An 11,808-nucleotide genomic window follows, 5' to 3' on the forward strand; every position below is an offset into this window, starting at 1 on the left:
ATTCCGTCTGGATGTCTGCAATTGCTAACATCAACGCCGCCCTCGGCCGCTATATACAGGTGTGCGGGGCGGCGCTGCCAGACATCCCATCGTCGATCGCGCAACGGGACCCCCCCCGCGGCTTGCGCACAGACCGCATCACGACACGCGGCATCCGGCACCGGCAGCGCTTTGCAGACGGAAGCAGGAACAGGAGAGTACTATGAAACGAGTTGCAAAACTGGTCGCCGCAGTCGTGGCAGTGGGCGCAATGGGCGCATATGCCGGCGCGCAGGCGCAGGAGTTTCCCGGCGGCAAGCCGATCTCGGCCGTGGTGCCGTTCTCGGCTGGCGGCCCGACCGACAAGGTGGCGCGCGAGCTGACCGCTATTATGTCCAAGCACCTGGGCACGACCGTTGTGATCGAGAACCTCGGTGGCGCCGGCGGCACCATCGGCGCCAAGAAGGTTGCGCAGTCCAAGAACGACGGCCACACGATCCTGATCCACCATATCGGCATGGCCACGGCGCCAGCGCTGTACCGCAACCTGGGCTTCGATCCGCTCAAGGACTTCGAGATGGTCGGCGAAATCGCCGACGTGCCGATGATCATGGTCGGCAATAAGCAACTGCCGCCGAGCAGCTTCAAGGACCTGCTGCCGTACATCAAGGCCAATGCCAGCAAACTGTCGCTGGCCAATGCCGGCATCGGCTCGGCCTCGCACCTGTGCGGCCTGCTGTTCCAGAGCGCGATCCAGACCGAGCTGACCACCGTGCCGTACAAGGGCGCTGCGCCGGCGCTGACCGATATCCTGGGTGGCCAGGTCAACCTGCTGTGCGACCAGACCACCAACCTGGCCGGGCATCTGAAGGCCGGCTCGGTCAAGCCGTACGCGGCCATGCAGGCACGCCGCGTGGAAGCGTTCAAGGACGTGCCGACCGCGCAGGAGCAGGGCATGCCGGGCATCGAAGTGAAGGTCTGGCACGCCATGTACGCGCCCAAGGGCACGCCGAAGGCCGTGATCGACAAGCTGTCTGCTGCACTGCAGAAGTCCGTCACCGACCCGACCTTCCGCGCCAAGATGGCCGAGCTCGGTGCCGAAGCGGTGCCGGCGCAGCGCGCCACGCCGGATTCGCTGCGCACCTACCTGAGCGCGGAAATCAACAAGTGGACCCCGGTGATCAAGAAGGCCGGCGTCTATGCCGACTGAGTGATGCGAGGGGCGCCGGGCTGACCGCCCGCGCCCTGCGCCGCTGCAAAAGACAAAGGCCGTGCCGCTGCGCATGGCCTTTTTCTTTTGCGGTCTTCCGAACCGCGCGGGGCGCGGCGGCGTCCTATATTGGTCTGATTGCGCATCACCGGCCGGCGGCGTGCCCGGGTCGGCTCTTGAAACCGGCCCCTGCGTCGCCACCTAGCCTCCTGACACATTCACGGAAGCCACCATGGAACAGTATCACGGCACTACCATCGTCAGCGTCCGCCGCGGCAATCAGGTCGCACTCGGCGGTGATGGTCAGGTCACTCTCGGCAATATCGTGATGAAGGGCACCGCGCGCAAGGTGCGCCGCATCTACAACGGCAAGGTGCTGGTCGGGTTTGCCGGCAGCACGGCCGACGCGTTTTCGCTGCTGGACCGCTTTGAAGCCAAGCTGGAAAAGTACCAGGGCAACCTGACCCGCGCCGCGGTGGATCTCGCCAAGGACTGGCGTTCGGACCGCGCGCTGCGCCGCCTGGAGGCGATGCTGATTACCGCCGACCGCGACACCACGCTGGTCATCACCGGCAACGGCGACGTGCTCGATCCCGAAGGCGGCATTGCCGCGATCGGCTCGGGCGGCTCGTACGCGCAGTCGGCCGCCAAGGCGCTGGTGGAGAACACCGAGCTTGGGCCGAAGGACGTGGTCGAGAAAGCGCTGACCATTGCCGGCGAACTCTGCATTTACACGAACACCAACTTCGTCATCGAAACGCTGGAATGAGCGCCGGCCGGCCCGTGCACGGGCCGGCGCGCCCCACTGAACGCTGAACGGACACCATGTCGCATACCATGACCCCGTCGGAAATCGTTTCCGAACTCGACAAGCACATCATCGGCCAGAACAAGGCCAAGAAGGCCGTGGCCGTCGCGCTGCGCAATCGCTGGCGCCGCCAGCAGGTGGCCGAGCCGCTGCGCCAGGAAATCACGCCGAAGAACATCCTGATGATCGGCCCGACCGGCGTCGGCAAGACCGAGATCGCGCGCCGCCTGGCCAAGCTGGCCGACGCGCCCTTCATCAAGATCGAGGCGACCAAGTTCACCGAAGTCGGCTACGTCGGCCGCGACGTGGACACCATCGTGCGCGACCTGGCCGAGATGGCCATCAAGCAGACGCGGGAGTCCGAGATGAAGAAGGTGCGCACCAAGGCCGAAGAAGCGGCCGAGGACCGCCTGCTCGACGTGCTGCTGCCGCCGCCGCGCGACATCGGCTTCTCGCAGCCGGAAGAGAAGGATTCCAACACGCGCCAGGTATTCCGCAAGAAGCTGCGCGAAGGCCAGCTCGACGACAAGGACATCGAACTCGAAGTCGCCGCCGGCCTGCCGAGCATGGACATCATGGGTCCGCCGGGCATGGAAGAAATGACCGAGCAGATCCGCTCGATGTTCGCCGGCATGGGGCAGGGCAAGAAGCATCGCCGCAAGATGAAGGTGAAGGAAGCCTTCAAGCTGCTCATCGATGAAGAGGCCGCCAAGCTCGTCAATGACGAGGAGCTCAAGCACAAGGCCATCGCCAACGTCGAGCAGAACGGCATCGTGTTCCTGGACGAGATCGACAAGATCGCCAACCGCAGCGAAATGGGCGGCGGCGAGGTGTCGCGCCAGGGCGTGCAGCGCGACCTGCTGCCGCTGGTGGAAGGCACCACGGTGAGCACGAAGTACGGGATGATCAAGACCGACCACATCCTGTTCATTGCCTCGGGCGCGTTCCACCTGGCCAAGCCGAGCGACCTGATCCCCGAGCTGCAGGGCCGCTTCCCGATCCGCGTTGAACTGGAATCGCTGTCCGTGCAGGACTTCGAGGCCATCCTGACGCAGACCGATGCGAGCCTGACCAAGCAGTATCAGGCGCTGCTCAAGACCGAAGAGGTCGAGCTGCAGTTCGCGCAGGACGGCATCCGCCGCTTGGCCGAGATCGCGTTCTCGGTCAACGAGAAGGTCGAGAACATCGGTGCGCGCCGGCTGTACACGGTGATGGAGCGCCTGCTCGAAGACCTGTCCTTCCACGCGAGCAAATCGTCGGGTGAGACGGTGACGATCGATGCCGCCTATGTGAACGAACGGCTGGGTGATCTTGCCGTCAACGAGGACCTGTCACGCTACGTGCTGTAAGCGGGTAGCGCGATCGCAATCGGGAAGGGTGCACAGGAGTGCACCCTTTCTTGCTTCTGGGGCCGGCGCGAAAAACGAACCGGGCACCGACGAGTTCCACCGCGCGCCATGCATTTTCCTATGATGGAAAGGCGCCCGATCTGCAGCGCAGTGACGGCGGAGCCTGGAAAGCCGCCGAATGGCTGTTCTCCAGGCATGTCAGGAGACTTCCATGGACGTCATTCAGAAACAAACCGTGATCGCCCTTAACCAGCTGATCGAGGTCGACATGGACAGTGAACGTGCCTGCATGGCTGGGGCCCGCGACGTGCGCAATGCGGAGCTTCGCGACATCCTGGCCAGCACGGCGGAAACCTGCCGCGCCTCGGCCAGGGAGTTGCAGTCGATGGTCAGCGCCATGGGCGGCGAGCCATCGGACCGGGGCAGCATGAACGCCATGTTCGCGCGTGGCTGGATGGCTTTTCGCCATATGCTTTCGCCGAACGATGACGACGCCGTGCTCGGGCTGTGCGAGCGTGAGGAAGAGGCGGCCAGGCGCCAGTACCAGTCCGTACTGATGAAGACGCTTCCGCCGGACGCTACCGCCGCGGTCCAGCGTCAGTATGAGGCCCTGCGGCAGCACCATGATCGGCTACATGCCATGCGCGGCATGCAGATCCACTAGCGCGAGGTCTAACAGGTCTACCTTTGGATGAGGAAGGGGCAACCGAATCACGGTTGCCCCTGTTTTTTGCGATGGCGACGAGACCCTAGTGCGAGTGCCCTTGCATATGCCCCGCCGGCGCCAACACCTCCAGCTCCGCCGCCGGTGATTTCAGATCGCGCATCGTCTGTCCGTCTGCAGGCACCTGCGTCCATTCGGTCGTGCCGTTGTCGCACTCCTGCAGCACAGGGAAGTACAGTTTGCCGCCTTGCTCGGGCAACTTCATCAGCATCACGAACTCGTCGAAATGCGCGTCGGCCAGCGTGCCGCCGAACCAGCGCAGCGTACGCACATCGTCGGTCATCAGCTTGCCGTGCGACTGGACGGGCTTGGCCAGCGATGCGCGCTTGACCTCCACTTGCCACCCCGCCTTAGGCTGCGGATGTGCGCCTTGCACGCCCTCGGGGATGGTGACTGTGATGGCGCGCGTGGCGCTGCCGTTGCAGCCGTGGCCGACCATCAGCGTGCCCTTGTAGTAGCTCCCTGCCGGCGCTTGCTTCTGTTCGAAGACGATATGGGCCGACGCGGCGGCGGACATCGTCAGCAGCGCGGCGGGCAGCAGCCACAGGCGCGCGAGTCGGCGCGGGGAAAGCGGGTCATGCATGGAGTTCTCCTTGTCGGCCCGCCAGTCTAGCGGCGCAGGTGCTGTCTCGTGTTGTGGGCCGATGCGGCGTAGTGCCGCAGCCATGGATGTCAGTGCCACGTGTCACGGGCGTATCAAACGTATCGACCCTGCCACACCTCGGTAAGGTTGGTAAGCATTGGTAAGCACGCTAGCGCACACCGGTCGCCCAATGAGACCCTTGCGCACCTTAAGCCGAATGGCAGATGCGGGAGCCACCGCATTTCAACAACCTACTGGCAGGAGGAAAAACATGGTGAAGACACAGTTCAGCCGCGTGGCGGTCGCTACCGCCGGCTTGTTGGCCGCGATCGCCGCGGCGACTGCCTTCCTGTGCATGCGTCCGGCAGACGCCGCGGCGCCCATCGCCCGGCACGGCAGCCTGGGCGCCGCCGCAGTTGCTGCGGCCACGCTTGCACTGCAATCCGGAGAGCTGTTCACACTGGCCGACCGTCACGCCAGCGATGCGCTGCGCGTGGTCGCGCGGCAAGACAAGCCGGACGGAGCCAGCGATGCGCTGGAATGGGACTACGTGCAGCTTCGGCTGTAATCCACATCCGTAATCCACATCCGTACGGCCAGCGCCGTCAGCGCGATACCGGGCGCTTGCCCAGCTTGCGCTGCAGCGTGCGCCGGTGCATGTTGAGCGCGCGCGCGGTCGCGGAGATATTGCCGCCGTGCTCGTTGAGCACGCGCTGGATGTGCTCCCATTCGAGCCTGGCCACCGACAGGGGCACCGGCTCTTCCATCGCGGCTTCCGCTGCATCTTCCGAGATCCCCGCCATCAGGGCCGTGAGGATCGAATCCACGTTCGCCGGTTTGGCCAGGTATTCGTCGGCCCCTTGCTTGACCGCCGCCACGGCAGTGGCAATGCTCGCGTAGCCAGTCAGCACCAGGATGCGCGCGTCCGGCAGCGACTGGCGCAGCGGCCCGACCAGTTGCAGCCCCGATTCGGCCGGCGCGGTGCTACCCGCTTCGGGGGGCGGGCCGAGGTGCAGGTCCAGCGTGACGTAGGCGAACGCCGTACGCGCAGCCAGTGCCAGCGCCGTGCTGCTGTTGTGCGCGACCTGCACGGCGTAGCCGCGACGTGTCAGCGCGCGGGCCAGCGTGCCGGAGAACACGGCATCATCGTCGATGACCAGGAAGGGCGTGCCGGCCGGCGCGGTCGATTCGGGAACCGGGTGGTGGGTAACGGTCATAACGGTCATGACGGATTGACTGCCAGCGAAGGGGAGGACGGCACACGCAATTCGGCGATCGTGCCGCCGCCGGGGCGATCGCGCCATGTGAGTCCGCCGCCCATCTGCCGCGCGCCGCTCTGCGCGAGGTACAGGCCGATGCCCTGGCCACCGTGCGGGCTGACCACAGGAGTCTCGCCAAGCTGCGAACGCAGTTCGGGCGGAATGCCGTCGCCGTGATCGCTCACGCGGAAGGCGATATTGCCCTGCTCGAACGCGATTTCCAGTTGCAGCGGCCGTTGCGCATGCCCGGCCGATTGCTGGCTGCGCGCGGCGTTATCCAGCAGGATGGTCAGGATCTGTCCCACGCGTGCCGGTTCGATGGCCAGTGCACCAGCCTGCGCAGTGGCGCTGGCCTGCAACGTGGCATTGGGATGACGCAGTTGCCAGCGCTCCGCAAAGCTGCCAAGCCATGCGTCGATGCGCTCGGGCTCGAGCGTGGCAGGATCCTCGCGTAGCCGCGCCAGGATGGTTCGGCACAATTCCAGTTGCTGCTCGACCGTCAGCAGGTCCGGGAGGTAATCGGCCACTGGCGTGCCGCTGCGCGCGCGGTCCGAGGCATCGGCGCGCAGTTCGCCGGCAATGACCGCCAGCGTTGCCAGCGGCGTGCCGATCTCGTGGGCGACGGCTGCCGCCTGGGCATTGAGGTCTTCCACGCGCGCTTCACGCAACAGCTGTTCGCGCGCCAGGTGCAGTTGCGCCTCGCGCTGGCGCAGCACGCCGGAAAGCCGCGCCACGAACAGAGCGATCATCACTGCGCTGGCCACGAAATTGAGCCACATGCCGGCGAGGTGATAGTTCACGGCCTTGTCCGGATCGTGCAGATCCAGCGGCAGGTACTCGAACAGCAGCACCGTGTAGCAGGCCAGCGCGAAGCACGCGAGCGCGATCACCTGCCGCCACGGCAGGATCGCGGCTGCGATGGCGAGCCCCGGCAGGTAGAACGACACGAACGGGTTGGTGGCGCCGCCCGTATAGAACAGGATCGCCGACAGCGCGGTCAGGTCGACCAGCAACTGCCCCATCAGCTCCGCTTCGCCGGGCACCGAGCCCTGCCGCGTGTGCAGCCGCAGGCGCAGGCCGGTCAGCACGTTGAACAGCGCCTGCAGCGCAAAGACGACCAGCAGCGGGCCCGTCGGCAGCGTGACACCAATGATCGGCTCGCACGACAGCAGGCACAGTGCCTGCCCGGCCAGCAGCGCCCAGCGCAGCCAGAACAGGCGGCGCAGGCTCACCAGGCTGGGACGCGCGGCGGGTCCGGCCGGAAGCGGCGGCGAAGCGGTGAAAGCTGGCGGATGGGACACGGCAGGAGCGGCATGCATGCCGCGAGTGTATCAATGCGGCCGGAGCGCTCCGGCATGTGCGACACCTTGCCGCATTGGTCACGTGGCGCTTCGGCTCCAGACTATCCGGTTATCTGCACCCCGGCACCTGCCAGCGGTGGCATGGTCTAATGTCTGCTTTCGGGAGAGCCCTACATGCAAGCCAAATTCCGCGCGGCCACGCTGGCCGCATCGTTCGCCATGCTGGCCTCGGGCGCCGCGCTGGCGCAGGTTGATGTCAGCAACGCATGGGTGCGCGGCACGGTACCGACCCAGACGGCGTCCGGCGCCTTCATGGTGCTGCACGCGCATGACAACGCGAAGCTGGTCGGCGTGTCGTCGCCGGTCGGCGTGGCGGAGCTGCACGAGATGAAGATGGAAGGCAACGTTATGCGCATGCGCCAGATTCCATCGCTGGACCTGCCCAAGATGCAGGATGTCGAACTCAAGCCGGGCGGCTACCACGTGATGCTGACGGACCTGAAATCCCAGCTCAAGAAGGGCGACACCGTGCCCATCACGCTGAAGATCGAGCAGGGCGGCAAGGTGATCGAGCAGAAGGTCACGGCCGAAGTGCGCGACATGACCGCCAGTGCCGCCAGCCAGAGTGGCCACGGCGATCACAAGCACTAAATCGACCGAGCGGCGGGGCAAGTGATGGCGAACAAGCAGCTCGGTACCCGCCAGAAACTCGTATTCCGTGGCGGCACGGGTTCACAGCCGCCGCCGCGCGGCAAAGGCACCGTGCGAAAATCCGGTCCGCCACAGACCAGCGGCAAGTCGACGCCTCCGCGTCAGCCGCGCAAGCTGATCGGCTCGTCCGATTCCTGAGTGGCTGCCGCGGCCTGCACGCGTTCGCGCAGCCAGGTGTGGCCCGGGTCTGCCTCGGTGCGGTCGTGCCAGATCATGGTGAAGGTGAAGTCGTCCAGCGGGAACGGCGGATCGAACACCGCGTAGCGCGGGTCCGCTTCCAGTGCCGCCAGGCTGCGGCGTGCCGTGGTCAGGACCAGGTTGGTGCCGGCGATCAATGCAGGGGCCACGCTCCAGTGCGGTACCACGCAAGCGATCTTGCGCCTTCCGCCAATCTTCGCCACAGCCGCATCGATGGCATCGACGCGCTCGCTGTGCGTGGCCACCAGCACGTGTGAACGCGCGAGGTAAGCCACCTGGTCCAGCTTGCCGTTATCGCGCACGGTTGCCGCATCGACGGCGCAGGCGTAGCTTTCCTCGAACAGGGCCGTGGCATGCACGCCTTCCGGCTGGTGCGCGAAGACGCCCAGCGCGATGTCGATCTCGCCATCGGCCACCTGTGCCGTCATGGCTTCGCGGCTGGCCTGCGTGACGACGAGATCAATATTTGGCGCGGCCTTGCGCACCGCTCGCAGCAGCCGCGGCAGCACGACAAGCGCGCCGTAGTCGGACATCGCCAGGCGGAACGTGCGGCGCGCCGTGGCGGGCTGGAAGCCGCCGGGCCCGAGCAGGATACGCACCTGCGCGAGCGCTTCTGCCAGCGGCCCGGCGATTTCATGGGCGCGGGCGCTCGGCACCAGTCCACCCTTGCCGCGTACGAGGATGGGGTCGTCCAGCAATTGCCGCAGCCGTCCCAGCGCGTGGCTGACCGCCGGCTGGCTCAGGTGCAGGCGCAGCGCGGCCCGGGAGATATGGCGTTCGGCCAGCAGTGCTTCCAGCACCACCAGCAGGTTCAGGTCGATTCCGCGTAGGCTATTCATTCGGCGAATGTTAAACGTATGAAAGCAGAATTGGAAATTCATTCTGCGATATTTCACACTGTCAGGCATCGAATATTGCCTTACGGAGTGCGCCATGTCAGGCACGACCCTTCCGACAAACCTGCTTCTCCCGCTTCTGACGGCCGTGCTGGCCGGGGCAGCCATTCCGTTTCAGGCGGGCGCCAACGCCACGCTTAGCCGCTCGCTCGGTCACCCATTGTGGGCGACGGTGGTGTCCCTGCTGGTCAGTCTGGCCGCCATCCTGCCGCTGCTCTGGCTGTTGAGGGTGCCACTGCCGGCGCTATCGCTGTCGGCGCCCCGGCCGCCATGGATGTGGATCGGCGGGGTGCTGGGCGTCTTCTATATCACAGCCGCGCTGCTGATGGCGCCGCGATTGGGTGCCGGCGGCTTCATTGCCGCGGTGGTGGCCGGACAGGTGGCGGCGGCCTTGGCGGTCGATCACTTCGGGCTGGCCGGCTTTGCTGCGCGCGCGCTGACGCCTGCACGCGTGGCCGGCGCTGCGCTGATCGTGGCCGGCATGGTGCTGATGCAGTGGAGTGCGGCGCATGAGGCACGGCCGCAAGCCGCGCCGCCGCTTCAGTCCGGGGCTTGAGAGGTTTCCTGAGCCGCGATCCGGCGCTTCTGCAGGCAGGTCGGGCACAGGCAGTGCTGGTTCGGCACGATCCTGCGCGCCGGCAGCAGCGGCTGGCTGGCGCACCAGCATTCGGGCAAACCGGCCACGTAACCGCACACGAAGCCCGCTCCGCACTCGCTGCAGTGTTCGATCGGGCGCAGCTGGCCCGTAAGCACCGTGGACGGATTGGTCACCGCGGGCTGTCCGGCATATCGCCGTCCTGGTCATCCTCGCCCAGCCGGCGCATGGCCGAGCGCATCATCTGCATCTGCGCGCTGAAACGCGTGCAGGCGTCGCAGATGACTAGGTGGCTGCGCACGCGCAGGCGCTCGGTCCAGCTCAGGGGGCGATCCATCCCCTTCATGGTCAGATGATGGACTTCCTCGCAGTTGGGCAGCAGGCGGTGGCGGGACGAATCAGGCATGGGTTCCTTTCAGGCGGGTCACCGCGTCTTGCCGGAAGTTAGTTTGGGCTGCTGCCCGAACCAGTTCAGTTCCAGGCACTCGCGCAGGCGCATGCGGGCGCGGTACAGGATGACCCACACATTGGTCGCGCTGACCTCCAGATCCTGACAAATTTCTTCGGTATCGAGTTCCAGCCACTCGCGCATCATGAAGACACGCGCCGTCTTGGCGGGCAGGCGGTCGACGCAGGCTTGCAGGATCTCGAAAAACTCGCGCCGCTCCAGCGTCCGGTCCGGGTTGCCCCAGTCGGACGGCATGTCCTGGTAGTGGCCATTGCGTGTGAATAGCGCGTCGAAGGCGTCTTGCTCGGACTGGGTCTCGCCGTCCTCGTCGGTGGCCAGCGCCAACCGCACCTCGCGCCGGCCACTGCGCAGCAGGTCGATGATCTTGTGCTTGAGGATGCCAACCAGGTAGGTCTTCAGCGCCGATTGCCCGGCAAAGCGCTCCGGGTGCTCCAGCGCGGCCAGCAGCGTGTCGGACACCGCGTCTTCCGCAAGCGCCTCGTCGCGCAGTTGCAGCCGGGCGAAGCGCAGCAGGTGGGGGCGAAGGGTTTCAAGGTCGGCGGTGTCGTGAGGCATCGCTGCGGCGTTGGTCCGGACGTGTTGCGCAAAGATGACGCCGGGGCGCCGTGTCGTGCGCCACGATGCGCATCGGCCCGGCTTGTGCCCGGCCCCGTGAGCCGGTCGCCCGCGCACCTCGCGGATTCTTGTAAAATCGGCGCCTGCCGTGGCCCTATGGTGCACTTTCGGGCGATCCCCGTGAGTTTTCCGTCAGGTTTGCGGCAGATTTGCCATCATACCTGTTGATTCTCACGGATGTCCCCAGCCATGAACGCCGACAACCCTGGAGCTGCCGCGACTGCGGTGGCCGCTATCGCCCCCGCCCTCAAGGCCGAGATCCTCGCCGAGGCGCTGCCCTATATCCGCAAGTTCCACGGCAAGACCATCGTGGTCAAGTACGGCGGCAATGCCATGACCGAGGAAAAGCTCAAGCACGGCTTCGCGCGCGACGTGATCCTGCTGAAGCTGGTCGGCATGAACCCGGTGGTGGTGCACGGCGGCGGCCCGCAGATCGATGAGGCGCTGAAGAAGGTCGGCAAGGTCGGCACCTTCGTGCAGGGCATGCGCGTGACTGACGAAGAGACCATGGAAGTGGTCGAGTGGGTGCTCGGCGGTGAGGTCCAGCAGGACATCGTGATGCTGATCAACCAGTACGGCGGCCAGGCCGTGGGCCTGACCGGCAAGGACGGCGGCCTGATCCGCGCCAAGCGCCTGCAGATGCCCGATCGCGAGAATCCGGGTGCGTTCATCGACATCGGCTACGTCGGCGACATCGAAGCCATCAACCCGGCCGTGGTCAAGGCACTGCAGGACGACGCCTTCATCCCGGTGATCTCGCCGATCGGCTTCTCCGACGACGGCCAGGCCTACAACATCAACGCCGACGTGGTTGCCGGCAAGATGGCCGAGATCCTCAAGGCCGAGAAGCTGGTCATGATGACCAACATCCCCGGCGTGATGGACAAGAAGGGCAACCTGCTGACCGACCTGTCCGCGCGCGAGATCGAGGAGTTGTTCGCCGACGGCACCATCTCGGGCGGCATGCTGCCGAAGATCTCGTCGGCGCTCGACGCCGCCAAGAGCGGCGTGCATTCGGTTCACATCATCGATGGCCGCATCGAGCACTCGCTGCTGCTGGAAATCCTGACCGAACAGGCGTTCGGCACGATGATCCGCTCGCACTGAGCGG

The 11,808-nt window shown here is 65.9% G+C and carries 15 protein-coding genes; 8 read left to right on the forward strand and 7 right to left on the reverse strand.

The genetic code is table 11. The annotated features are described in order from the left end of the window. The first annotated feature begins 202 nt into the window (after positions 1 to 202). The 4 genes from K2O51_RS13275 to K2O51_RS13290 all read left to right on the forward strand — a co-directional run bounded on the left by K2O51_RS13275 (position 203) and on the right by K2O51_RS13290 (position 4,010). A complete protein-coding gene (locus tag K2O51_RS13275; protein WP_140949620.1) occupies positions 203 to 1,189 on the forward strand; it encodes a tripartite tricarboxylate transporter substrate-binding protein in 987 nt (328 codons plus the stop codon). Positions 1,190 to 1,421: 232 nt separating this feature from the next. Next, positions 1,422 to 1,958 carry an ATP-dependent protease subunit HslV gene (hslV, locus tag K2O51_RS13280; protein ID WP_140949621.1) on the forward strand — a complete coding sequence of 179 codons (537 nt, stop codon included), beginning with the start codon at positions 1,422 to 1,424 and terminating at the stop codon, positions 1,956 to 1,958. Positions 1,959 to 2,014: 56 nt separating this feature from the next. After that, positions 2,015 to 3,346, forward strand: a complete 1,332-nt coding sequence (gene hslU, locus K2O51_RS13285; protein WP_140949622.1) for an ATP-dependent protease ATPase subunit HslU — start codon at positions 2,015 to 2,017, stop codon at positions 3,344 to 3,346. A gap of 211 nt (positions 3,347 to 3,557) precedes the next feature. Then, positions 3,558 to 4,010: a PA2169 family four-helix-bundle protein gene (locus K2O51_RS13290; RefSeq protein ID WP_140949623.1), complete on the forward strand. Its 453-nt coding sequence runs from the start codon at positions 3,558 to 3,560 to the stop codon at positions 4,008 to 4,010. Between the two features lie 85 nt (positions 4,011 to 4,095). Here the strand turns inward: K2O51_RS13290 and K2O51_RS13295 are convergent, their stop codons facing one another. Continuing rightward, positions 4,096 to 4,653 (reverse strand): YcnI family copper-binding membrane protein, encoded by a 558-nt coding sequence (locus tag K2O51_RS13295; RefSeq protein WP_245001906.1) that lies wholly within the window; start codon positions 4,651 to 4,653, stop codon positions 4,096 to 4,098. Positions 4,654 to 4,924: 271 nt separating this feature from the next. On the opposite strand from K2O51_RS13295, the gene K2O51_RS13300 reads away from it, so the two are divergent. Further along, positions 4,925 to 5,221 (forward strand): hypothetical protein, encoded by a 297-nt coding sequence (locus K2O51_RS13300; RefSeq protein ID WP_140949624.1) that lies wholly within the window; start codon positions 4,925 to 4,927, stop codon positions 5,219 to 5,221. A gap of 37 nt (positions 5,222 to 5,258) precedes the next feature. Here K2O51_RS13300 and K2O51_RS13305 read toward each other — a convergent pair whose 3' ends face one another. After that, positions 5,259 to 5,870, reverse strand: a complete 612-nt coding sequence (locus K2O51_RS13305) for a response regulator transcription factor (RefSeq protein WP_041679788.1) — start codon at positions 5,868 to 5,870, stop codon at positions 5,259 to 5,261. A 5-nt stretch (positions 5,871 to 5,875) separates the two neighbouring features. Beyond that, complete coding sequence (locus tag K2O51_RS13310; protein WP_140949625.1) at positions 5,876 to 7,231, reverse strand: ATP-binding protein; 1,356 nt, start codon at positions 7,229 to 7,231, stop codon at positions 5,876 to 5,878. Positions 7,232 to 7,387: 156 nt separating this feature from the next. Here K2O51_RS13310 and K2O51_RS13315 point away from each other — a divergent pair, with 156 nt between their 5' ends. Continuing rightward, positions 7,388 to 7,864, forward strand: a complete 477-nt coding sequence (locus K2O51_RS13315; protein ID WP_220631214.1) for a copper chaperone PCu(A)C — start codon at positions 7,388 to 7,390, stop codon at positions 7,862 to 7,864. 161 nt (positions 7,865 to 8,025) lie between these two features. On the opposite strand, the gene K2O51_RS13320 is transcribed toward K2O51_RS13315, so the two are convergent. Then, positions 8,026 to 8,961: a LysR family transcriptional regulator gene (locus K2O51_RS13320; RefSeq protein ID WP_220631215.1), complete on the reverse strand. Its 936-nt coding sequence runs from the start codon at positions 8,959 to 8,961 to the stop codon at positions 8,026 to 8,028. 94 nt (positions 8,962 to 9,055) lie between these two features. On the opposite strand from K2O51_RS13320, the gene K2O51_RS13325 reads away from it, so the two are divergent. Then, the gene (locus K2O51_RS13325) at positions 9,056 to 9,574 is read left to right on the forward strand and encodes a DMT family transporter (protein WP_220631216.1); all 519 of its coding nucleotides are present in this window, start codon (positions 9,056 to 9,058) and stop codon (positions 9,572 to 9,574) included. On the opposite strand, the gene K2O51_RS13330 is transcribed toward K2O51_RS13325, so the two are convergent. Genes K2O51_RS13330 through K2O51_RS13340 form a run of 3 tightly spaced genes read right to left on the reverse strand, consistent with a single transcriptional unit; the run spans position 9,559 to position 10,637 of the window. Then, complete coding sequence (locus K2O51_RS13330; RefSeq protein ID WP_140949364.1) at positions 9,559 to 9,789, reverse strand: cysteine-rich CWC family protein; 231 nt, start codon at positions 9,787 to 9,789, stop codon at positions 9,559 to 9,561. The genes K2O51_RS13325 and K2O51_RS13330 overlap by 16 nt on opposite strands. Then, the gene (locus K2O51_RS13335) at positions 9,786 to 10,019 is read right to left on the reverse strand and encodes a zf-HC2 domain-containing protein (protein ID WP_140949363.1); all 234 of its coding nucleotides are present in this window, start codon (positions 10,017 to 10,019) and stop codon (positions 9,786 to 9,788) included. Before K2O51_RS13335 ends, K2O51_RS13330 begins: the two co-directional genes overlap by 4 nt. A gap of 18 nt (positions 10,020 to 10,037) precedes the next feature. After that, positions 10,038 to 10,637, reverse strand: a complete 600-nt coding sequence (locus K2O51_RS13340) for a sigma-70 family RNA polymerase sigma factor (protein WP_140949362.1) — start codon at positions 10,635 to 10,637, stop codon at positions 10,038 to 10,040. A gap of 237 nt (positions 10,638 to 10,874) precedes the next feature. On the opposite strand from K2O51_RS13340, the gene argB reads away from it, so the two are divergent. Further along, complete coding sequence (gene argB / locus K2O51_RS13345) at positions 10,875 to 11,804, forward strand: acetylglutamate kinase (protein WP_011296370.1); 930 nt, start codon at positions 10,875 to 10,877, stop codon at positions 11,802 to 11,804. The last annotated feature ends 4 nt before the right edge of the window (positions 11,805 to 11,808 follow it).

It is taken from the genome of Cupriavidus pinatubonensis (assembly GCF_019602855.1).
GTDB lineage: Bacteria > Pseudomonadota > Gammaproteobacteria > Burkholderiales > Burkholderiaceae > Cupriavidus > Cupriavidus pinatubonensis.